The organism is Streptomyces kunmingensis (genome assembly GCF_039533535.1).
Lineage (GTDB): Bacteria > Actinomycetota > Actinomycetes > Streptomycetales > Streptomycetaceae > Streptomyces > Streptomyces kunmingensis.
In genome coordinates, this window is record NZ_BAAATS010000042.1 from 25,400 (window position 1) to 46,100 (window position 20,701).

The 20,701-nt window shown below is 72.3% G+C and carries 20 protein-coding genes; 9 read left to right on the top strand and 11 right to left on the bottom strand.

The genetic code is table 11. The features are described 5' to 3' along the window. Positions 1-36 precede the first annotated feature (36 nt). Entirely contained in the window at positions 37-579 is a 543-nt protein-coding gene (locus ABD366_RS38500; RefSeq protein WP_344443350.1) for a hypothetical protein, read from the bottom strand. A 269-nt stretch (positions 580-848) separates the two neighbouring features. Between ABD366_RS38500 and fmt the strand changes: the two genes are divergently transcribed. Both fmt and ABD366_RS38510 read left to right on the top strand, forming a co-directional pair. Beyond that, entirely contained in the window at positions 849-1,778 is a 930-nt protein-coding gene (gene fmt / locus ABD366_RS38505; protein WP_324775600.1) for a methionyl-tRNA formyltransferase, read from the top strand. Between the two features lie 128 nt (positions 1,779-1,906). Further along, positions 1,907-3,409 carry an RsmB/NOP family class I SAM-dependent RNA methyltransferase gene (locus tag ABD366_RS38510; protein ID WP_324775602.1) on the top strand — a complete coding sequence of 501 codons (1,503 nt, stop codon included), beginning with the start codon at positions 1,907-1,909 and terminating at the stop codon, positions 3,407-3,409. Here the strand turns inward: ABD366_RS38510 and ABD366_RS38515 are convergent. Next, positions 3,383-5,533, bottom strand: coding sequence for an MMPL family transporter (locus ABD366_RS38515; protein WP_324775603.1), 2,151 nt, complete (start codon positions 5,531-5,533; stop codon positions 3,383-3,385). The genes ABD366_RS38510 and ABD366_RS38515 overlap by 27 nt on opposite strands. Positions 5,534-5,682: 149 nt before the next feature. On the opposite strand from ABD366_RS38515, the gene rpe reads away from it, so the two are divergent. From rpe to ABD366_RS38535, 4 genes are all read left to right on the top strand, one after another. After that, entirely contained in the window at positions 5,683-6,366 is a 684-nt protein-coding gene (rpe, locus tag ABD366_RS38520) for a ribulose-phosphate 3-epimerase (RefSeq protein WP_324775605.1), read from the top strand. Positions 6,367-6,523: 157 nt separating this feature from the next. Further along, on the top strand, positions 6,524-7,504 hold the full coding sequence (locus tag ABD366_RS38525; protein ID WP_324775664.1) for a sugar-binding transcriptional regulator: 981 nt from the start codon (positions 6,524-6,526) through the stop codon (positions 7,502-7,504). Between the two features lie 85 nt (positions 7,505-7,589). Further along, positions 7,590-7,889, top strand: a complete 300-nt coding sequence (locus ABD366_RS38530) for a barstar family protein (protein WP_324775607.1) — start codon at positions 7,590-7,592, stop codon at positions 7,887-7,889. 475 nt (positions 7,890-8,364) lie between these two features. Next, the gene (locus tag ABD366_RS38535) at positions 8,365-9,807 is read left to right on the top strand and encodes a GuaB1 family IMP dehydrogenase-related protein (RefSeq protein WP_324775609.1); all 1,443 of its coding nucleotides are present in this window, start codon (positions 8,365-8,367) and stop codon (positions 9,805-9,807) included. 18 nt (positions 9,808-9,825) lie between these two features. Here the strand turns inward: ABD366_RS38535 and ABD366_RS38540 are convergent, their stop codons facing one another. The 7 genes from ABD366_RS38540 to ABD366_RS38570 are packed head-to-tail and all read right to left on the bottom strand — an operon-like array spanning position 9,826 to position 14,559. After that, positions 9,826-10,191, bottom strand: coding sequence for an ATP-binding protein (locus ABD366_RS38540; RefSeq protein WP_324775611.1), 366 nt, complete (start codon positions 10,189-10,191; stop codon positions 9,826-9,828). Between the two features lie 9 nt (positions 10,192-10,200). Continuing rightward, positions 10,201-10,593, bottom strand: coding sequence for an STAS domain-containing protein (locus ABD366_RS38545; protein ID WP_324775612.1), 393 nt, complete (start codon positions 10,591-10,593; stop codon positions 10,201-10,203). Further along, on the bottom strand, positions 10,590-11,828 hold the full coding sequence (locus ABD366_RS38550) for a PP2C family protein-serine/threonine phosphatase (RefSeq protein ID WP_324775613.1): 1,239 nt from the start codon (positions 11,826-11,828) through the stop codon (positions 10,590-10,592). Before ABD366_RS38550 ends, ABD366_RS38545 begins: the two co-directional genes overlap by 4 nt. Then, positions 11,825-12,838 carry an ATP-binding protein gene (locus ABD366_RS38555; RefSeq protein WP_324775614.1) on the bottom strand — a complete coding sequence of 338 codons (1,014 nt, stop codon included), beginning with the start codon at positions 12,836-12,838 and terminating at the stop codon, positions 11,825-11,827. The genes ABD366_RS38550 and ABD366_RS38555 overlap by 4 nt, the downstream gene beginning before the upstream one ends. Beyond that, entirely contained in the window at positions 12,835-13,260 is a 426-nt protein-coding gene (locus ABD366_RS38560) for an ATP-binding protein (protein WP_324775665.1), read from the bottom strand. The genes ABD366_RS38555 and ABD366_RS38560 overlap by 4 nt, the downstream gene beginning before the upstream one ends. 16 nt (positions 13,261-13,276) lie before the next feature. Further along, positions 13,277-13,678: an STAS domain-containing protein gene (locus tag ABD366_RS38565; RefSeq protein WP_324775615.1), complete on the bottom strand. Its 402-nt coding sequence runs from the start codon at positions 13,676-13,678 to the stop codon at positions 13,277-13,279. After that, positions 13,675-14,559 (bottom strand): STAS domain-containing protein, encoded by an 885-nt coding sequence (locus ABD366_RS38570; protein ID WP_324775617.1) that lies wholly within the window; start codon positions 14,557-14,559, stop codon positions 13,675-13,677. Before ABD366_RS38570 ends, ABD366_RS38565 begins: the two co-directional genes overlap by 4 nt. A gap of 446 nt (positions 14,560-15,005) precedes the next feature. On the opposite strand from ABD366_RS38570, the gene ABD366_RS38575 reads away from it, so the two are divergent. From ABD366_RS38575 to ABD366_RS38585, 3 genes are all read left to right on the top strand, one after another. Next, a complete protein-coding gene (locus ABD366_RS38575) occupies positions 15,006-16,493 on the top strand; it encodes an amino acid permease (RefSeq protein WP_324775619.1) in 1,488 nt (495 codons plus the stop codon). A gap of 10 nt (positions 16,494-16,503) precedes the next feature. Beyond that, positions 16,504-16,956 carry an Lrp/AsnC family transcriptional regulator gene (locus ABD366_RS38580; protein WP_324775621.1) on the top strand — a complete coding sequence of 151 codons (453 nt, stop codon included), beginning with the start codon at positions 16,504-16,506 and terminating at the stop codon, positions 16,954-16,956. A gap of 233 nt (positions 16,957-17,189) precedes the next feature. After that, positions 17,190-18,893: a flavin monoamine oxidase family protein gene (locus ABD366_RS38585; RefSeq protein ID WP_324775623.1), complete on the top strand. Its 1,704-nt coding sequence runs from the start codon at positions 17,190-17,192 to the stop codon at positions 18,891-18,893. A 29-nt stretch (positions 18,894-18,922) separates the two neighbouring features. On the opposite strand, the gene ABD366_RS38590 is transcribed toward ABD366_RS38585, so the two are convergent. Next, positions 18,923-19,852 carry an LLM class F420-dependent oxidoreductase gene (locus tag ABD366_RS38590; protein WP_324775625.1) on the bottom strand — a complete coding sequence of 310 codons (930 nt, stop codon included), beginning with the start codon at positions 19,850-19,852 and terminating at the stop codon, positions 18,923-18,925. 98 nt (positions 19,853-19,950) lie between these two features. Beyond that, positions 19,951-20,667 carry a DUF5995 family protein gene (locus tag ABD366_RS38595; RefSeq protein WP_324775627.1) on the bottom strand — a complete coding sequence of 239 codons (717 nt, stop codon included), beginning with the start codon at positions 20,665-20,667 and terminating at the stop codon, positions 19,951-19,953. Positions 20,668-20,701 lie beyond the last annotated feature (34 nt).

Consider the following 20,701-nt stretch of genomic DNA (forward strand, 5'->3'; position numbering starts at 1 on the left):
CGCACCGGGTGCGGGGAGGCAGTTTCGGAACTCGGCTCAGCCGTTCCGGGGGCCGGGGAAGGCGCCCGGCCGGGCCTCGTCGCGCAGGACGGGGCTGCCCGCGGTCGGCTGGCTCGGCATGGCGCGGGCGGCGGGCACCGACGGCAGTGGCCCCGCGCCCAGCGGCAGGGCCGGGCGCGGGGACGTAGGAGTGTCGGTGGCCCGCTCGGCGTCGGCCGCCGCCTGCGTGACCGCCCTGCGGGCCCCGTACCGGCGGTGCACCGCCTGCTTGGTGACTCCGAGAGCGGAGCCCACCGCGTCCCACGAGAAACCCAGCGAACGGTCGAAGTCCACGGCGGCGGTCACCAGGGTCTCGACGCTGTCCCGCAGCTCCTGGGCGAGACGGACGGTCGGGGCGGGTGCGCGCCCGTAGACGACGAACCCCGCGGAGGGGCCGGAGCGGCGCGGGCGGTAGACGTTGCCGAGCTGGGCGGTGAGGGTGCGCAGTGCGTCCACCTGCCGGCGGACCCGCTCGATGTCCCGCACCAACAGATGCAGGCTGGCCCGTGCCTGGGCGTCGTGGGTTGCGTGGTCGGCCATTTACAAGCCTCTCGAACCGGCGATGAAAAAAGGAGGGGGCCGCGCTCGCAGCAACGACAACTTCCGTTGACGATCGAGTGATCACGGCCCCTGGACTGGTCAACTCTTTCTTGACCAACGCGCCATCCAGTGAGGGGTCACGCTGTTCGGGCGCATCCGCATATGCACGGGGCGCACGTTCAGGCGTGCGCCCCATGTGTGACCGCCGCGGGACCGCCATAGACTGGTGCGCTGCCCGTGACCCTGCCCCGAGAGGCCGTTAGCCCCTGATGAAGCTTGTCTTCGCCGGCACCCCCGAGGTCGCCGTTCCCGCTCTGGACGCCCTGATCGCCTCCGACCGGCACGAGGTCGCCGCGGTCGTCACCCGGCCGGACGCCCCCGCGGGGCGCGGCCGCCGTCTCGTCGCCAGCCCGGTCGCCGAGCGGGCCGAGGAAGCCGGGATCGAGGTGCTCAAGCCCCAGAAGCCGCGTGACGAGGAGTTCCTCGCCCGGCTGCGCGAGATCGGCCCGGACTGCTGCCCGGTCGTCGCCTACGGGGCGCTGCTGCCCAAGATCGCCCTCGACGTGCCCACGCGCGGCTGGGTCAATCTGCACTTCTCGCTGCTGCCCGCCTGGCGCGGGGCCGCGCCCGTGCAGCACGCCGTCATGGCGGGCGACGAGATCACCGGCGCCTCCACCTTCCTCATCGAGGAGGGCCTGGACTCCGGACCCGTGTACGGCACCGTGACCGAGCCGGTCCGCTCCACCGACACCAGCGGCGACCTGCTGACCCGCCTCGCCTTCGCGGGCTCCGGGCTGCTCGTCGCGACGATGGACGGCATCGAGGACGGCACGCTCAAGGCCGTGACGCAGCCCGCCGACGGCATCTCGCTCGCCCCGAAGATCACCGTCGAGGACGCCCGGATCGACTGGGCGGCGCCCGCCCTGCGCGTCGACCGGGTGGTGCGCGGCTGCACGCCCGCGCCGGGCGCGTGGACCGAGTTCCGGGGCGAGCGGCTGAAGGTGCGCACGGCCGTGCTCGCGCCGGACCGCACGGATCTGGCGCCGGGCGAGCTGAGCGTCGGCAAGAAGAACCTGCACGTCGGCACCGGATCGCACGCCGTCGAGCTGCTGTGGGTGCAGGCCCAGGGCAAGAAGCCGATGGCCGCCGCGGACTGGGCGCGCGGGGTGCGCATCACGACGGGCGAGCGGCTGGGCTGAGGCGCCGGCCCCCTGGCCCAACACCGGGCCCGGGGGCCGGGCGGGCGGGCCGCGACGTAGTCTGGGAGGGTTCATTTCGGCGGACGACCTCTGCGTACCGCCCGTACGACCCCACCAGCGGAGCACCTTTGAGCGACCAGCCGACCTCGTCGAATCGCCGTCCCCAGAAGGCCGGTACGGCCGGGAAGCCCGGCGGGCCCGGACAGTCGGGCAAGCCCGGCAAGCCGCACCGCCGCCCGAAGAAGGACCCCGTGCGCATCCTCGCGTTCGAGGCGCTGCGCGCCGTCGACGAGCGGGACGCCTACGCGAACCTCGTCCTGCCGCCGCTGCTGCGCAAGGCGCGCGAGAAGGGGGAGCAGGAGGGGGCCGAGAAGTTCGACGGCCGGGACGCCGCGCTCGCGACCGAGCTCGTGTACGGGACGCTGCGCCGCCAGGGCACCTACGACGCGATCGTCGCGGCCTGCATCGACCGGCCGCTGCGCGAGGTCGACCCGCCGGTGCTCGACGTGCTGAACCTGGGTGTGCACCAGTTGCTCGGGACGCGCATCCCGACGCACGCCGCCGTGTCGGCCTCCGTGGAGCTGGCCCGGGTCGTGCTCGGCGACGGGCGGGCCAAGTTCGTCAACGCCGTGCTGCGCAAGGTCTCGCGGGACGATCTCGACGCCTGGCTGGAGCGGGTCGCGCCGCCGTACGACGAGGACCCCGAGGACCATCTCGCCGTGGTCCATTCGCATCCGCGATGGGTCGTCTCGGCGCTCTGGGACTCCCTCGGCGGTGGCCGCGCGGGGATCGAGGACCTGCTGGAGGCGGACAACGAGCGGCCCGAGGTGACGCTCGTGGCGCGGCCCGGGCGGACCACAGCCGACGCCGTCCTCGCCGAGGTCGGTGAGGAGTCCGGGCTGCCGGGCCGCTGGTCCCCGTACGCGGTGCGGCTGGCCGAGGGCGGCGAGCCGGGGTCGTTCGACGTCGTGCGGTCCGGGCGGGCCGGAGTGCAGGACGAGGGCAGTCAGCTCGTCGCCCTTGCTCTCGCGAACGCCCCCCTGGAGGGCCGGGACAAGAAGTGGCTGGACGGCTGCGCGGGCCCCGGCGGCAAGGCCGCCATGCTGGCCGGGCTCGCCGCCGGGCGCGGGGCGACGCTGCTCGCCGCCGAGAAGCTGCCTCACCGGGCAGGTCTCGTCGCGAAGGCGCTCGACGGGAACCCGGGGCCGTACCAGGTGATCGCCGCCGACGGCACGCGTCCGCCGTGGGGCCCCGGCACGTTCGACCGGATCCTGATGGACGTGCCCTGTACGGGACTCGGCGCTCTGCGACGCCGTCCCGAGGCGCGCTGGCGGCGCCGCCCGGAGGACCTCGAGGGGTTCGCCCCGCTCCAGCGGTCCCTGCTGCGGATGGCGCTGGAGTCGGTGCGCGTCGGCGGCGTCGTCGGGTACGCGACGTGCTCCCCGCACCTGGCCGAGACACGGGCGGTCGTCGACGACGTGCTGAAGTCGGTGGGCGGCGCCGAACTGATCGACGCGCGCCCGCTGATGGAGGGCGTGCCCGCGATCGGGGACGGCCCCGATGTGCAGCTGTGGCCGCATCTGCACGGCACCGACGCGATGTACCTAGCGCTGATCCGGCGCACCGCCTGACTCCCTGGACAGTGCGTGGGGCCACCACACGCGTGGCCCCACATCCAGGAACAGCGCCGTCACCAGGACCGAGCGCACGATGAAGGTGTCCAGGAGGACGCCGAGCGCCACCGCGAAGCCGATCTCGGCGAAGGCCACCATCGGCAGCGTGCCCAGGGCCGCGAACGTGCCGGCCAGGACCAGGCCCGCCGAGGTGATCACGGCGCCGGTCGCGGCCAGGCCCGTGACGACACCCGGCCGCGTGCCCTGCCGGGCGGCCTCCTCGCGGATGCGGGTCGTCAGGAAGATGTTGTAGTCGATGCCGAGCGCCACCAGGAACACGAAGACGAACAGCGGGAAGTCCGTCGACTCGCCCGCGTAGTCGAAGAGGTACCGGAAGGTGAGCGCGCTCACGCCGAGCGCGGCGGCGAACGACAGGACGACCGTCCCGATCAGCAGCAGCGGGGCGATCACCGCGCGCAGCAGCAGTCCGAGGATCAGCAGCACGACCACCAGGACCAGCGGGATGACCAGTTTGTTGTCGTGGGCCGTCGCGCGGTCCATGTCGAGCAGGGTCGCCGGGCCGCCGCCCACCTTCGCGTCCGCGTCCGGCACCTCCCGCACCGCGTCGCGCACCCGCTGCACCGTGTCCCGGGCCGCCTGGCTGTCGGACGGGGCGGCGGTCGTCGCCTCGAACAGGATGCGGCCGTCGTGCTCGCGCGCGGTGTTCGGCGGGACGGTGATGCTCCGCGCCACCACGCCTTCGGTGGTCGCGACGGCGCGGCGCACCTGTGGGCCCTGCGCGCTGTTCGCGACGACGACGAGCGGATCGCCGGTGCCCGCCGGGAAGTACTTCTCCGAGATTTCCTGGCCGGCGATCGAGTCCGGTTTGTCCGTGAACGAGTCGGCGTTGCTGATGCCTTCCGCCCGCAGCTGGAGCAGGCCGAGGGAGAGGATGGCGAGAGCCACCGCCGTCGCCACCCAGACCACGCGCGGGCGCCGGGCGATGCGGCGGCCGATCCGCGCCCAGGTGCCGCGCTCGGTGGGTTCGGCGGAGCCCATGTGCGGGACGACGGGCCAGAAGAGCCAGCGCCCGAAGACCACCAGCAGGGCCGGGAAGAGCGTCAGCATGGCGAGGAGGCCGATGGCGACGCCGATCGCGGCGACCGGGCCAAGGCCCCGCGTCGAGTTCATGTCGGCGGTGAGCAGCATCAGCATGCTGACCACGACCGTCGCGCCGGACGCCAGGACCGCCGGGCCCGCCCGGTGCAGGGCGAGCGCCATCGCCTCGTGGCGGTCCTCGTGCCGGCGCAGCTCCTCCCGGTAGCGGGCGACGAGGAGCAGCGCGTAGTCCGTCCCCGCGCCGAAGACGAGGACGGTCAGGATGCCCGCGCTCTGTCCGTTGACCGTCAGCCCTCCGTGCTCGGCGAGCAGATAGATCAGCGCCTGCGCGGTGAACAGGGCCGCCACCACGCTCACCACCGGCACCACGAGCAACGTAGGACTGCGGTAGGTGAACAGCAGGATCACGATCACGATGCCGAGGGCGGACAGCAGCAGCGTCGAATCGATGCCCTCGAAGGCCTCGGAGAAGTCGGCCGAGGTGCCGCCGGGCCCGGTGATGTGGATCGTGAGCCCGTCCGCCGACCTGCCGGTCGCGTCCCGTACGGAGTCCACGGCGGGCGCGATCCGCTCCCAGCCCTTCTCGTCCATCGTCACCGGGATGGCGATCTGCGCCGCGGACGGCCGCAGGGGCCTGTCGTAGACCGGGCCGCGGGTCTCGGCGCCGCGCAGGCCGTGGTCGCTGAGCTGCCTGAGCTGGCGGGCGTCCGCCGCGATCCGGGCCCGGTCCGCGACGGTCAGGCCGCCCTCCCGGGCGTAGATCACGATCGCCGGGACGACCTCCGGCCTGAAGTCCTTGGAGAGATCGAGGACTTGGGTCGACTCGGCCGATCCCGGCAGCCAGGACTGGGCGTCGTTGTCCTGCGCGTCCGTGAGTTTCTGGGCCAGCGGCGCCACTCCCACGATGATCACCAGCCACAGCAGCAGCACGAGCCACTTGCTGCGCCGTCCGCACACCAGCCACGCGACCCCGTGTCGCGTCTTCGGCCCGGTGGCCCGGGCATCGGTCCGTACGTCCGCCATGGCGCCCCCCGCTGCGTCCGTCGCGGTGCTTCCTGTCGGCCTGCTGTGGGCGGCCCAGAATGGCATGGGAGGGCACGGCTCGGCATCGGTTGCGCCTCCAGGTCCAGACCGGGGCGGGCGAGGGCCGCCGGGCATGGCAGGGTGGGGGCATGGCTCAGATCAACCCCAGCATCCTTTCCGCGGACTTCGCCCGCCTTGCCGACGAGGCCAAGGCCGTCGAGGGCGCCGACTGGCTCCATGTCGACGTCATGGACAACCACTTCGTCCCCAACCTCACGCTGGGGGTCCCGGTCGTAGAGTCCCTCGCGCGGGCGACGGACACCCCGCTGGACTGCCATCTGATGATCGAGAACCCCGATCAGTGGGCGCCCCAGTACGTCGAAGCGGGGGCGGGCTCCGTCACCTTCCACGCCGAGGCCGCCGCCGCTCCGGTCCGGCTCGCCCGCGAGATCCGCGCCAAGGGCGCCCGCGCCTCCATGGCCCTCAAGCCCGCCACCCCCGTCGAGCCGTACGAGGATCTGCTCCCCGAGCTCGACATGCTGCTGATCATGACGGTCGAGCCGGGCTTCGGCGGGCAGGCGTTTCTGGACATCATGCTGCCGAAGATCCGCCGGACCCGGCAGCTCATCGCCAAGCACGGTCTCGAACTGTGGCTCCAGGTCGACGGTGGCGTTTCGGCCGCCACGATCGAGCGGTGCGCCGAGGCCGGGGCGGACGTCTTCGTCGCCGGATCGGCCGTATACGGAGCGAACGACCCGGCAGAGGCGGTACGTGCACTGCGCACCCAGGCGCAGAGCGCGACGGCGTCCGCAGGATGGGCATGCGGCCACTGAGCCACGGATACATGAACGCCGTCCATCAGGGCTGATCAAGCCCGAAGGATCTGCAAGGATGAACGGCGTATCCAGGTTGTGAACGCAGTGAGTCGTGCAGAAGAGAAGTGAGGAGATCGCCGTGTCCGCATCATCGGCAGGTCGGTCAGCCCTGCGGATGGGACCCGCGGAGCTGGTGCAGGCGGCTGCCATGGCCCGTCGCTTCTATCTGGAGGGCAAGTCCAAGATCCAGATCGCCGAGGAGTTCGGTGTCAGCCGCTTCAAGGTGGCGCGGGTCCTGGAGACCGCCCTGGAGCGAGATCTCGTACGCATCGAGATCCGGGTCCCGGCCGAGCTGGACGCCGAGCGCTCCGACGCGCTGCGCGCCCGCTACGGCCTGCGGCACGCGGTGGTCGTCGAGTCACCGGCCGAGGCGGAGGAGTCGCCCGACCCCGAGAACCTCGGCGAGGTCGCCGCGGACCTGCTCGGCGAACTGGTGAACGAGGGCGATGTCCTCGGCCTCGCCTGGGGCCGCTCCACCATCCACATGGCCGCGGCCCTCGACCGCCTCCCGCCCTGCACCGTCGTGCAGTTGACGGGGGTCTACGACGCCGGGACCGCGGAGCGCGGATCGGTGGAGGCCGTGCGGCGCGCCGCCCAGGTGTCCGGCGGCGACGCACACCCGATCTACGCGCCCATGCTGCTGCCCGACGCGGCCACCGCGTCCGCGCTGCGCAACCAGACCGGGATCGCGCGCGCCTTCGAGTACTTCGACAAGGTCACCGTGGCGTGTGTGTCGATCGGCTCGTGGGAGCCCGGCATCTCGACCGTGCACGACATGCTCAGCGACGAGGAGCGCGCGCACTACGCGTCCCTCGGGGTCGCCGCCGAGATGTCCGCGCACCTCTTCGACGCGCAGGGCCGCCGGGTCGGGCGGGACCTGGGGGAGCGGTGCATCACGGTCGAGACGGACCGGCTGCGGCGGATACCTGAGGTTGTGGCCATCGCGGGTGGGCAGCGGAAGGCTGCCGCCATCGACGCCGTGCTGCGGTCCGGGCTCGTGACCAGTCTGGTCACCGATACCGCCGCGGCCGATTTTTTGCTCGCGGCGGGGGCTGCGCCGAAGTCCGCGTTGCAGCGGGCCGATCCGGATGAGTGAGCCGGGGTCAATTCGGGGCTCTGCCCCGGACCCCGCTCCTCAATCGCCGGAGGGGCTTGAGGGGGCGGAGGGGCTTGATTCGGCTGTGCGGTTTCTTGATCTTGACGGGGTCGAGGGCAAAGAGGGGTTCATGGAGCGCTGTGCCTCTGCCCTGAGCCTGCCGGAGTGGTTCGGGCGGAACTGGGACGCGCTGGCCGACTGTCTCGGTGATTCCGGGATCTGGCCGGACTCCGCGCACGGGCTGGTGCTCGTCGTGACCGGCTGGGAGGCGTTCGCGGGCCGTCACCCGGGGGAGTGGGCGACGGCCCGCGCGGTGTTCGTCGAGGCGATGGAGCGGCGCCGGGGCACCGACGCCCCCCTCACCGTGGCGCTCGGCCTCGGCTGAGCCCGGCCCGAGTTCCCCCTCATCGTGGTAGCCCGCGGTGGGCGGTCCTGCGTACGGGGCCCGACCGGGCCGCACCGCCGCCCGCGCCCCCGAGGCGTAGGAGCCGGCTCCCCCGGCCCGGCCGAGCGGGATCGGACCGCGGCCGCCGGGCCCGCTCGGCCGGAGCCGCTCCCGCTCCTTGAGGAGCGCTTTTGTCCGCGCGCCCGGCCCGGTCACCCGGTGCCCGGCTTCGGTCGGTCGGCTCCGTGCGTCGTCCGTCATGGCGGATCCCGTCCGGTCGAGAGGGTGGCACGGAAGGTAGGCGCACCCTCCCGGTCCGGCAAGGCATCTTGGATGATCATCCGAGCCGGGTCGGTGACCTTGGGATGTTCGGCCCGGAGACGGAGCAGGCGGGGCCGTGGGAAAATGAAGTACGTGCTTTGTGCCCCGGAGGATTCCTCCTGGGCACCCCTTCTACCGACTGGGATGTCCGCACGTGCGTTTCCTCAATGACATCAAGCCCGCGTACGACCTGACGTACGACGACGTCTTCATGGTGCCGAGCCGGAGCGCCGTCGGCTCCCGCCAGGCCGTCGACCTGTCGTCGCCGGACGGCTCGGGCACCACGATCCCGCTGGTCGTCGCCAACATGACCGCGATCGCCGGACGCCGCATGGCCGAGACCCTCGCCCGCCGCGGCGGACTCGTCGTCATTCCCCAGGACATCCCGATCGAGGTCGTCACCGAGGTCATCTCCTGGGTCAAGACCCGCCACCTGGTGCTCGACACCCCCATCGTCCTCGCGCCGACGCAGACCGTCGCCGACGCCCTGGCGCTGCTGCCCAAGCGCGCGCACAACGCCGGGGTGGTCGTCGACGACGAGCTGCGTCCCGTCGGCGTCGTCACCGACCAGGACCTGACCGGCGTGGACCGCTTCACGCAGCTCTCCGAGGTCATGTCCCGGGACCTGGTTCTCCTCGACGCGGACATCGACCCGCGCGACGCCTTCAACAAGCTGGACGGCGCCAACCGCCGCTACGCCCCCGCGGTCGACAAGGACGGCAAGCTCGCCGGCATCCTGACCCGCACCGGCGCCCTGCGCGCCACGCTCTACACCCCGGCCACCGACGCCGACGGCAAGCTGCGGATCGCGGCCGCCGTGGGGATCAACGGAGACGTGGCGGGCAAGGCCAAGCAGCTCCTGGACGCGGGCGTCGACACCCTCGTCATCGACACGGCCCACGGCCACCAGGAGTCGATGATCAGCGCCATCAAAACGGTGCGCGCGCTCGACCCGCAGGTCCCGATCGTGGCGGGGAACATCGTCGCCGCCGAGGGCGTGAAGGACCTGATCGAGGCCGGCGCCGACATCATCAAGGTCGGTGTCGGACCCGGCGCCATGTGCACCACGCGCATGATGACCGGCGTCGGCCGCCCGCAGTTCTCCGCCGTCATGGAGTGCGCCGCCGAGGCGAAGAAGTACGGCAAGCACGTCTGGGCCGACGGTGGCGTCCGTCACCCGCGCGACGTCGCCATGGCGCTCGCCGCCGGCGCGTCGAACGTGATGATCGGCTCCTGGTTCGCGGGCACCTACGAGTCCCCGGGCGACCTCCAGCACGACGCCAAGGGACGCGCGTACAAGGAGTCCTTCGGCATGGCCTCCGCGCGCGCCGTGAAGAACCGGACCTCCGAGGAGTCCGCCTACGACCGCGCCCGCAAGGCGCTCTTCGAGGAGGGCATCTCCACCTCCCGGATGTTCCTCGACCCGGAGCGTCCGGGCGTCGAGGACCTGATCGACTCGATCATCGCGGGCGTCCGCTCCTCCTGCACGTACGCCGGTGCCAACTCGCTCGCCGAGTTCGAGGAGAACGCCGTCGTCGGCATCCAGTCCGCCGCCGGTTACGCCGAGGGCAAGCCGCTGCACGCCAGCTGGAGCTAGTCGCAGGGGCGGCGCGGGTCAGACGGCCGGCGCCGCCCATCCCGCCTCGATGCGCTTGCCGTCCGGCACCGGCAGGACCGCGAGCCGCTCGGCCAGCCGTTCCACCATGTGCCAGCCGAAGCCGCCGCCCCCGCCCATGTCCGGGGCGCGCGGCACCGGCGGGCGCGGGTCGCCGTCCTCCACGGCCACCGAGAGGCCGCCCGCGTCCACCCGTAGCCGCAGGCGCGCCAGGGCGCCGGTGTGCCGGGCCGCGTTGGTGACCAGCTCCGAGACGACGAGCAGCACCGCGTCGGCGTCGGCCCACGGACAGTGCTCGGCGAGGAACCGGGCAGCCGCGCCCCGGGCCTGTGTCCCCGTCACGGGGCCGTCCACCACGATCTCCATAGTCGACAGCTACCCCATCGCCGGATCTTCATGGTCACCGGTCGCGGTCCGGGCGTCCGGGACGAGGACCGTGTCCAGGCCCGTGATGCGGAAGATCCGCTCCACGACGGCGGAGAGGCGGCGCACGGCCAGCTCGGCGCCGCGCTCATGGAGCGCGCCGCGGGCCCGCAGCAGCACGTTGATGCCGGCCGAGTCGAAGAACTGCACGCCCGACAGGTCGAGGGTCACGGTCGTGCCGGCCGGGGCGGCGAGCGCCGTCACCGCCGCGAGCAGGTCGGGGGCCGTCTCGTAGTCGAGGTCACCGCTGAGCGTGATGACGGGCCCGTCGGGCTCGTCCGTGACGGTGCAGGACAGCACGGTGTGCGGCCCGTCGGGTATGGGCTCGGGTGCCGCGTGTTTCATCGGCTTCTCCGTACGGTCAGGGCGAGCGTGTCGTCGGGGTGCAGGATCACGGTGTGCATCTCCTCGGCCAGGGCGCCGGGGATGTCGTCGGTCGGGCGGTGCCGGTGCCGGACGGCCGCCGACACGAGCCGGCGCTCGCCTTCGTAGGGGTCGCGGCGGCTCTCGGTGAGGCCGTCCGTGTACAGCACGAGCAGGTCGCCGGGGGCGAGGTCCTCGTGCCACAGCCGGTCGCTGCCGGCCATCGGGTAGCCGATGCCCCGGCCGCGTACCTCGAGGAACCGGGCGGTGCCGTCCTCGGAGACGAGCAGGGGCGGCGGGTGGCTGCCGTTGGCGAGGACGACGTGGCCCGAGGCCGGGTCGAGGCGGACCAGCAGGACCGTCGCCATCAGCTCACGGTCGTAGGGCAGCAGGATCTCGTCGGTCCGCGCGACGATCGTCTCCAGGGGGTGGCCCTCCAGGGCGAGCGTGCGGACGGCGTGCGTCACGTTCAGGGCGCTGCTGGTACTGGTGAGGCCGTGGCCGAGGGCGTCGACGACCGTGATGTGCACGGTGCCGTCGGGGAGCTGGAACCAGTCGTACAGGTCGCCGCCGGTCGGGGCGTCCGTACCCGCGGGCGCGTAGTGGATGGCCAGTTCGAGCCCGTCGACCTTCATCGGCCCGGGGCGAAGCGCGTCCTCCAGTTCGCGCAGCATCTGGCCGTGGGCGCGGCGCAGTTGCTCGTCGCGCTCCTCCAACTGGACGTACAGGGCGAGGACCCCGCTGTTCGTCTCGTCCAGTTCATGGGTGAGCCGGCGCCGGTCGGCCTCCAGGGCGTCGGCGCGGGCGACCGCGATCCGCAGCTCCTCCTCCAGGAGTTCGGTGGGGGAGGGGTCGGCGGACTCCAGGGCCGACGGGCGCCGCTGTCCGGGCAGCGGTACGTGCCACACCGTGGTGCCGGCCTCGTGCCGCCCGGGCAGCGGCAGCGCCTCGACCGGTGCCGCCCAGGGCGTCTGCGGGGCGCGCAGCCGTACCGTCAGGGACTGGCGGTGCGTGGTCTGTTCGTAGGAGGACTCCAGCGTCACGGGCCGCCCGGCCCGCAGTTCGGCCTCCGCGACGCGGGCCACGGAGAGCGTCAGGCGGGTGCGCAGCTCGGCGGAGAGCCGGAACGTGACGGCCAACGCCCGTACGGCGGCCCGTAGTTCGGCCGGGGAGCGGTGGGTCGTGCGCTGCGCAGGCGCGGCCGCCCGGTCGGTCATGAATTCCTCCTTGCCGCCCCGGTGACCAGGGCGGTCGCGTCGTCCCGTGCCGAGCGGTGGCCATGGCCCAGGGCCGCGGCGAGCAGCCGGGGCGGCAGCCCCAGCAGGAACGGGGTGGCGGTGTCCGCCCAGCGCGCGGCGATCCCGTCGCTGTGCAGCACCGCCGCGCTCGTCCCGGGCATGGGCAGGGAGACCGGGCGTGGCCGCGGCATGTTCCAGCCGACCACGCCGGGCTGTCCCGCGGCCCGGGGGCCGACGCCGTCGTGGTCGACGAGCAGCAGCCGTACGTTGCCGACGCCGCAGTGTTCGGCCGTGCCGGGCCGCAGCCGCAGCAGGCCGATCGCGGCGCCGCGGCCACCGCGCAGCGCTCGGTCCATCGCCGTGAGCAGCTCCGGCAGCGGCCGCTCCGGGCCCTCGTGGAACACCCGCACGGCGGCGGCGCTCGCCTCGGCGGCTTCGACGCCGTGCCCGAGCCCGTCCACGACGACCGCCGTCCGGCCGCCCGGCGCGTCCGCCACGGCCGCGCTGTCCCCGCACGCCTCCTCGCCCCGCATCGGCAGGCAGAGCAGGCCGAGGTCGGCCCGCGCCGGACCGGCCCCGGGTGCGTGGAAGCGGGCGCAGATGAGTGTGCCGACGCCGGGCAGGGTGCGCAGCGTCAGCTCGTCGGCGAGCCGGCGCAGCGCGCCCATGCCGGAGCCGAGGGTTCCGGTGGTGCTGTAGCCGTCGACCATCGCCCGGTCGGGGCTCGCCATGCCGGGGCCCCGGTCGACGGCGATCACGTCGAGCCCGCCGTCCTGCGGCAGACGTTGCACGTAGACGGCGCCGCCGACCGCGTGCCGCAGCAGGTTCCCGGCGAGCTCGCTGGTGAGCACCGTGGCCCGCTCGACGGTGGTGGAGCCGAGTCCTGCCGCCCGCGCCGCGTCCCTGGCCAGCGTCGTCGCGTGGTGCACGGCGCTGGAGTGGTCGACGACGACGTGCGCGGTCACGGCGACGTCGGCGAAGGCCGTCACCGCACCGTCCAGCGCGCCACGGTGACCGTCGTGCCGATGCCGGGACGGGTGTCGACGTGGAACTCGTCCATCAGCCGCCGCGCACCGCCCAGGCCGTGGCCGAGGCCGCTGCCGGAGGTCCAGCCGTCCGTCATCGCGGCGCCCATGTCCGGGATGCCGGGCCCCTCGTCCTGGATGACGAGGCGGATCCCGTCGGCGCCGCGCCGCTTGAGGAGTTCGACGGACAGGGTGCCGCCGCCTCCGTGGATGTAGGCGTTGCGGGCCAGTTCGCTGGCGGCGGTCACCACCCGGGTCTGGTCGACGAGGCCGAAACCGCATTCGACGGTTGCCGCGCGCACGGCATGACGGACCGTCAGCAGGTCGTCCTCCGAGCGTACTTCGTACTCCCGGCGGACGGCCACCTGGGCCGGGCCGTGGTGCATCGGGTGTGCGGCAAGCTCATCCGACATGGTCACGGCCTGCGCCCTCCGGGGTCCGCTGCCAGCCGAGCGCGGTCAGCCCCTGCTCGGCGTTGAGCGCCGTCTCCACACCGGTGAGCTGGATGCCCAGTTCGACCAGGGTGATCGCGACGGCGGGGCGCATGCCCGCGACGATGACCCGGGCGCCCAACAGCCGGGCCATGTTCGTGAGTTCCATGAGGGTGCGGGCCACGAACGAGTCGATGAGCTCGAGCCGGGAGATGTCGATGAGGACACCGCGGGCCCGGTCGGAGACGATCCGTTCCGTCAGCTCGTCGGTGAAGGCGACCGCGGACCGGTCGTCCAGCTCGTTGAGCAGTCCCGTCACCAGGACGTCGGCGAGCCGCAGAATGGGTACGCCCGTCGGGCGGGGAGTGGTCATCGCGGTGCCGACCCGGTGACCGCGAAGCCGACGGCGGGCTGGTCGGTCAGTTTCACCGCGTCGGCGAGCGCGTCGGCGAGCGTCGCACGGGTCAGGATGGTGGACAGGTCGATCCCCAACTGGGCGATGGTCTGGGCGATGGGCGGACGGATGCCGCTGATGACACAGTCGGCGCCCATCAGGCGGACCGCGTTGACGGTGTGCATGAGGTGCTGGGCGACCGCCGTGTCGACGGTCAGCACACCGGTGATGTCGATGATGGCGATCTTGGCCTCGTCGTCCTGGATCGCCTGGAGCAGGGACTCCATGACGATCTGGGTGCGGGCCGTGTCCAGCGTGCCGATCAGCGGGACGGCCAGCACGTGCCGCCACAGCCGTACGACGGGCGTGGACAGCTCCATCAGCTGGCGGCTCTGGCGCTGGATGATCTCCTCGCGCCCCTCGACGTAGGTCTCGAAGGACAGGGCGCCCGCGGCGTCGAGCATCCGGTTGACCAGGACGGCCGCCGAGAACAGTTCGCTGGTGTCGCGCGTGGTGTGCTGCACCGCCGCCAGGAGCGCCTCCTTGAGGGAGAGCACGGCGAGCGCGGTGTCGGTGGGGGTGGCCCCGGCCCGCACCCGGCGCAGGGAGAGCTGGGTCACCGTCGTGCGCAGATTGTGGTGCGACGTCACCAGGCGTCCGGCCGGGGTGTCACTGGCCAGCGCCTCGGTGAGGGCGTCGATGAGCAGATGCGCCTCCTCGCGCAGTTCGCTCTCGGTCATGTCGGTGCCGAGGGCCGCCTGCTCCAGCTGGAGCAGCGTCCACCGGTCGGCGATCTGCCCCTCCTGGTCGCGCAGCGCCTCGAGCAGCAGATTGCGGATATCGGTCTCGCTGGTACTCACAAGCCCCTCTCACACCGTTCTCTCCGACGGCCTCTATGCATCCTGCACATGATGCACACATCGAACGTTTGTAGCACCGACTCGGGGCCGACGCGTAGCCGTCCCGTACGCGGCCGATGATCGGCGCTGCACGGGACGGCCCGACCGTGTACCCCCGAACCGCGGGTTCAGTCCCCGACGTCAGGTGTGACGGTGGGCACAGGTGCGTGCAACAGACGAAACGGACGCCGCAACGAATGCCCGGGCCCGGGCGATCCGCGCAACGATCACCCGCGGGCGCGCAAGGTTGCTGCATTACAGCTGGGAAGTCATGTCCTCTAGAGTCATCCGCTGTACGTGGCACGGCGGGGGACTCCTGCGCGGCGGTCCGGGTCGGAGTGTGACCACCGCCATGCGCTCCCTCGCCCCGCCCCGACCCCAACCGGCAGCGATGAAGGAGCCAGTCCGTGCTCGACCACGGCGCACCCCCGCGCACCCCGCAGACCGACCCCGCAGCCGCGGGCCTCGGCGCCCGTCTGATGCGCCGCAAGCCGGTGGAACGCCTGGTCGACGAGGGCGGGCGGGGTGAGGGCGGCTCGCTGCGGCGCTCGCTCGGACTGTGGCAGCTGACCATGATCAGCATCGGCGCGACGCTGGGCACCGGCATCTTCGTCGTCCTCGGCGAGGCGGTCCCGAAGGCCGGCCCCGCCGTCACGCTGTCCTTCGTGATCGCGGGCCTGACCGCCCTCTTCTCGGCCCTCTCCTACGCCGAGCTGGCCGGCTCCATCCCGGTCGCGGGCTCCTCGTACTCGTACGCATACGCAACGATGGGCGAGCTGATCGCCTGGGTCTGCGGCTGGTGCCTGGTCCTGGAGTACGGGGTCTCCGTCGCGGCCGTCGCCGTCGGCTGGGGCGAGTACCTCAACGAGCTGCTAGACGGCACCATCGGCGTCACCATCCCGGACGCGCTCTCCGCGCCGCCCGGCGACGGCGGCGTCTTCAACCTGCCCGCGCTCCTCGTGGTGCTGCTCGCCATGGCGTTCCTGCTCGGCGGCGCCAGGGAGTCCGCCCGCGCCAACACGATCATGGTCGCGGTGAAGATCGTGGCGCTGCTGCTGTTCTGCGCCATCGGCCTCAAGGGCTTCCAGTCCGGCAACTACGAGCACTTCATGCCGCTCGGGATGGCCGGCGTCAGCGCCGCCGGGGCCACGCTGTTCTTCTCCTACATCGGCTTCGACGCCGCCTCCACCGCGGGTGAGGAGGCCAAGAACTCGCAGCGCGATCTGCCGCGCGCCATCATGCTCTCCCTCGTCATCGTCACCGCGCTGTACGTCCTCGTCGCCGCGGTCGCCGTCGGAGCCCGGCCGTGGAAGCAGTTCAGCGACTCGGAGGCCGCGCTCGCCGGGATCATGAAGGACGTGACGGGCCAGTCGTTCTGGGCGACGCTGCTCGCCGCCGGCGCGGTCATCGCCATCGCGTCCGTCGTCCTGACCGTGCTCTACGGGCAGACCCGCGTCCTGTTCGCGATGAGCCGCGACGGGCTCGTGCCCAAGGTGTTCTCCAAGGTCCACCCGAAGAGCGGGACGCCGCGCGTCAACACCGTCATCGTCTCCCTGTTCTGCGGGGTGCTCGCCGCGGCCATCCCGCTCGGCCAGCTCGCCGACGCCACGAGCATCGGCACGCTCTTCGCCTTCGCCCTGGTCAACATCGCCGTGATCGTGCTGCGCCGGACCCGGCCGGACATGAAGCGCACTTTCCGGGTGCCGCTCTCGCCGGTGCTGCCGGTCATCGGCTTCGGGCTCTGCCTGTGGATGATGGGCAGTCTGTCCGTGATCACCTGGATCGTCTTCGGTGTCTGGATGGCCGTCGGCCTCGTGTTCTACTTCTGCTACGGGATGCGTCGCTCCCGTCTCGCGGCTCCCGCGGCCGCCGAAGCCTCGGAAACACAGAAGTGAACCGCCTGCCTTGCTGAACGATCTCGACGAACGCATCGTGCACGCCCTCGCCGAGGACGCCCGCCGCTCCTACGCCGACATCGGACAGCTCGTCGGCCTCTCCGCGCCCGCCGTGAAGCGGCGCGTGGACCGGCTGCGGGCCACCGGGGCGATCACCGGTTTCACCGTGCGGGTCGACCCGGCCGCGCTCGGCTGGGAGACCGAGGGGTTCATCGAGATCTACTGCCGCCGCAACACCTCGCCGGACGCGATCCGGCGGGGCCTGGAGCGGTATCCCGAGGTCGCCGCCGCCTCCACCGTCACCGGTGAGGCGGACGCCCTCGTCCAGGTCTTCGCCTCCGACATGCGGCACTTCGAGCGGGTCCTGGAGCGGATCGCGGGGGAGCCGTTCGTCGAGCGGACCAAGTCCGTGCTCGTACTCTCCCCGCTGATGCGCCGCTTCACCTCGGGCTCTCCCGTCTGATCCCGCGCAACAGATCGCCGTTCCGGGCCCGGCGCGCGCAACGGATCGCACGCACAGACGCAACGGACCGGTCTTCCCCGCCGGCCTGACGGAAACGTACCGTCGTACCGGTCGCGGGCAGTCCCCGGCGACCCTCCCTCCCAGTCGTATGTCGTACGTCGTACGTCGTACGTCGCTGAGCACAACCATGCCGTCGTCGCCGCGCACCCGTATCCGCAAGGAGCCCGTACCCCATGACGTCCACGGTGCCCACCGCCGTCCAGCACACCGAAGCGCAGCCGCCGATCACCATGTTCGGCCCGGACTTCCCTTACGCGTACGACGACTTCCTCGCCCACCCCGCGGGCCTCGGGCAGATACCGGCGACCGAGCACGGCACCGAGGTCGCGGTCATCGGCGGCGGCCTGTCCGGCATCGTCGCCGCGTACGAGCTGATGAAGATGGGCCTCAAGCCCGTCGTGTACGAGGCGGACAAGATCGGCGGCCGGCTGCGGACGGTCGGCTTCGACGGGACGCCGCCCGACGCGGCCGGGCTCAGCGCCGAGATGGGCGCGATGCGCTTCCCGCCGTCGTCGACGGCGCTCCAGCACTACATCGACCTGGTGGGCCTGCGGACCCGGGCGTTCCCCAACCCCCTCTCCCCGGCGACCCCCTCGACCGTCGTCGACCTCAAGGGCGAGAGCCACTACGCCGAGACGATCGACGACCTGCCGCAGGTCTACCGCGACGTCGCCGCCGCGTGGAACGCCTGCCTGGAGGACGGCGCCGACTTCACCGACATGAACCAGGCGATGCGCGAGCGCGACGTGCCGCGCATCCGGGAGATCTGGTCGCAGCTCGTCGAGAAGCTCGACAACCAGACCTTCTACGGGTTCCTGTGCGACTCCGAGGCGTTCAAATCCTTTCGGCACCGGGAGATCTTCGGCCAGGTCGGCTTCGGCACCGGCGGCTGGGACACCGACTTCCCGAACTCGATCCTGGAGATCCTGCGCGTCGTCTACACCGAGGCCGACGACCACCACCGCGGCATCGTCGGCGGCTCGCAGCAGTTGCCGCTGCGGCTGTGGGAGCGCGAGCCCGGGAAGATCGTGCACTGGGCTCCCGGTACCTCGCTCGCGTCGCTGCACGCGGACCGCACACCGCGGCCCGCGGTGACCCGGCTCGCCCGCACCGCGGGCAACCACATCACGGTCACGGACGCCGACGGTGACATCCGTACGTACCGGGCCGCGATCTTCACCGCGCAGTCGTGGATGCTGCTCTCCAAGGTGGCTTGCGACGACGCGCTGTTCCCGATCGACCACTGGACGGCGATCGAGCGGACCCACTACATGGAGTCCAGCAAGCTGTTCGTCCCGGTCGACCGGCCGTTCTGGCTGGACAAGGACGAGACCACCGGCCGCGACATCATGTCGATGACGCTCACCGACCGGATGACGCGCGGTACGTATCTGCTGGACGACGGGCCGGACAAGCCCGCTGTCATCTGCCTCTCCTACACGTGGTGCGACGACAGCCTGAAGTGGCTGCCGCTCTCCGCCGGCGAGCGGCTCGAAGTCATGCTCAAGTCGCTCGGAGAGATCTATCCCAAGGTCGACATCCGGGGGCACATCATCGGCAACCCGGTGACCGTGTCCTGGGAGAACGAGCCCTACTTCATGGGCGCCTTCAAGGCGAACCTGCCGGGGCACTACCGCTACCAGCGGCGCCTGTTCACCCACTTCATGCAGGACCGGCTGCCCGAGGACCGGCGCGGCATCTTCCTCGCCGGCGACGACATCTCCTGGACGGCCGGCTGGGCCGAGGGCGCCGTGCAGACCGCGCTCAACGCCGTATGGGGCGTGATGCACCACCTGGGCGGCGCCACGGACGCGACCAACCCCGGCCCCGGCGACGTGTACGACGAGATCGCGCCCGTGGAGCTCCCGGAGGACTAGATCCCGGCCGGATGCCGACCGGGTCCCGACTAGATCCCGGCGGCCCGCGCCTTCTCGTACACCTCCGACGCGACGTCCTTCAGCTCCTGGGCGTCGCGGAGCGGGCCCTGGAGCTCGACGAGGATCTCCTCCAGGCCGACCTCGCTGTGGGCGTGAAGGTCCTCGACGATCTGATCGGTGCTGCCCTGGAACGGGCGGCGGTCGTCGGCCGTGTACGTCTCACGCGTATAGAGCGTGTTCGCCCGCAGCACGCTCTGGAGCGGAGCCGTGCGGCCCCGCTCCTCCGCCAGGGCCCGCAGGTCCGCCCACTGCTTCTTGAGGGGCTCGACGCCGGCGGCCGCGGGCATCCAGCCGTCCGCGTGGTCCACAAGGCGGCGCGCCGCCCGCGGGGTGTTCGCCGGAAGGAGGATCGGGAGCGGGCCGGCCGGCTTGGGCCCGACCACGGACGGGGCGATGGTCGTCAGCTCGCCCTCGTACGTCACCGGGTCCGGGCCCCACACCGCGCGGCACACCTCGATCAGCTCGTCCAGGACCTTGCCGCGCCGCTCGAAGGGGGCCACGGCCGCCGCCGCGTACTCGTCGTGCGACCAGCCGGTGCCGAGACCGGCGACGACCCGCCCGCCGCTCGCCGCGTCCAACGAGGCGAGGGAACGGGCCAGTTGGAAAGGTCCGTGCAGCGGCGCCACCAGGACGCTCGTGCCGAGCCGGGCGCGGGAGGTGGCGGCAGCGGCGAGGGTGAGCGTGACGAGCGGGTCGGCGACCGAGCGATAGTGGTCGGGCCAGGGCAGCCCCGGGATCCCGTAGAGCCCCTGCCGGGCGGGCTCGGGGAACAGGATCCGCTCGAAGACCCACAGGCTGTCGTACCCGGTGGCCTCCGCGGCGCGCGCCACCTCGGGGACGTCACGGCCGAGGTCGTACTGCTGCATCTGCGGGAGGCCGAGGCCGAGTCGGGTCGCCATACCGTGCTCCTTCGTCGCATGCGCATCGGAACGCTTCGGGTGTCACACCGTTCAACGTGCAGCTGCTGCCGGGGAGTTCCGTGCGCGCGGGGCGATGCTCAGTCGGGGAGCGGGGTGAGCAGCATGCGGCTCACCAGGCCCACCGAGGTGTCGAGACGATGGGCGAACTCGGCTGCCACACCCGGCAGTTCGCGCAGGGCCCACAGGGCGCGGGCGGCGCCCCACGCGGCGTCGCGGGCCCGCTCCAGGCTCCACGAGCCGAGCAGATGGGTGAGGGGATCGGCGACCTGGAGCAGATCGGGGCCCGGCATCAGCTCTTCGCGGATGTGCTCCTCCAGCGTGACGAGGAGGTCACCCACGCGCTCGAACTCGTCCTCCAGCGCGGCCGGTGCGCAGTCGAGCGTACGACAGGCGTCCACTACGGCAAGCGCCAGATCGTGGCCGATGTGCGCATTGATGCCCGCGAGCGCGAACTGCAGCGGACGTACGCCGGGATGGCGGCGGAACTGGAGCAACGGGCGCCAGCACGCGGGACCGCGGTCCCCGGGGGACGCCGCGTCGACCGCCGTGAGATAGCGCTCGGCGAAGCGGACGTCCAGCGTGATCGCCGCGGTCCGGTCCGGGAAACCGCCCGCGGGACCGCTGTCGATGGCCCGGCCGACCGCCTCCGTGACAGAGAGATAGACCCGGTTGAAGACCGCCACACCGTCCCGGGGCGGCAGGTCCAGGGCGAGCGCGCGCATCCGCGCGATCACCGCGTCGACCCCGGCCCCGGCCGGAGTGTGCGTCGTTGCGGACCGTTCCAGCTGCGCCATGGACGAAGGGTCGCAGCCGTGGGCCGGCGCCGGT

Excerpts from the sequence above, each read along its gene's own strand:
- ABD366_RS38585 (WP_324775623.1), top strand. The coding sequence starts at position 17,190 with ATGACGTCCACGGTGCCCACCGCCGTCCAGCACACCGAAGCGCAGCCG.
- rpe (WP_324775605.1), top strand. The coding sequence starts at position 5,683 with ATGGCTCAGATCAACCCCAGCATCCTTTCCGCGGACTTCGCCCGCCTT.
- ABD366_RS38525 (WP_324775664.1), top strand. The coding sequence starts at position 6,524 with ATGGGACCCGCGGAGCTGGTGCAGGCGGCTGCCATGGCCCGTCGCTTC.
- fmt (WP_324775600.1), top strand. The coding sequence starts at position 849 with ATGAAGCTTGTCTTCGCCGGCACCCCCGAGGTCGCCGTTCCCGCTCTG.
- ABD366_RS38540 (WP_324775611.1), bottom strand. The coding sequence starts at position 10,191 with ATGGAGATCGTGGTGGACGGCCCCGTGACGGGGACACAGGCCCGGGGC.
- ABD366_RS38500 (WP_344443350.1), bottom strand. The coding sequence starts at position 579 with ATGGCCGACCACGCAACCCACGACGCCCAGGCACGGGCCAGCCTGCAT.
- ABD366_RS38595 (WP_324775627.1), bottom strand. The coding sequence starts at position 20,667 with ATGGCGCAGCTGGAACGGTCCGCAACGACGCACACTCCGGCCGGGGCC.
- ABD366_RS38550 (WP_324775613.1), bottom strand. The coding sequence starts at position 11,828 with ATGACCGACCGGGCGGCCGCGCCTGCGCAGCGCACGACCCACCGCTCC.
- ABD366_RS38560 (WP_324775665.1), bottom strand. The coding sequence starts at position 13,260 with ATGCACCACGGCCCGGCCCAGGTGGCCGTCCGCCGGGAGTACGAAGTA.
- ABD366_RS38565 (WP_324775615.1), bottom strand. The coding sequence starts at position 13,678 with ATGACCACTCCCCGCCCGACGGGCGTACCCATTCTGCGGCTCGCCGAC.
- ABD366_RS38545 (WP_324775612.1), bottom strand. The coding sequence starts at position 10,593 with ATGAAACACGCGGCACCCGAGCCCATACCCGACGGGCCGCACACCGTG.
- ABD366_RS38590 (WP_324775625.1), bottom strand. The coding sequence starts at position 19,852 with ATGGCGACCCGACTCGGCCTCGGCCTCCCGCAGATGCAGCAGTACGAC.
- ABD366_RS38515 (WP_324775603.1), bottom strand. The coding sequence starts at position 5,533 with ATGGCGGACGTACGGACCGATGCCCGGGCCACCGGGCCGAAGACGCGA.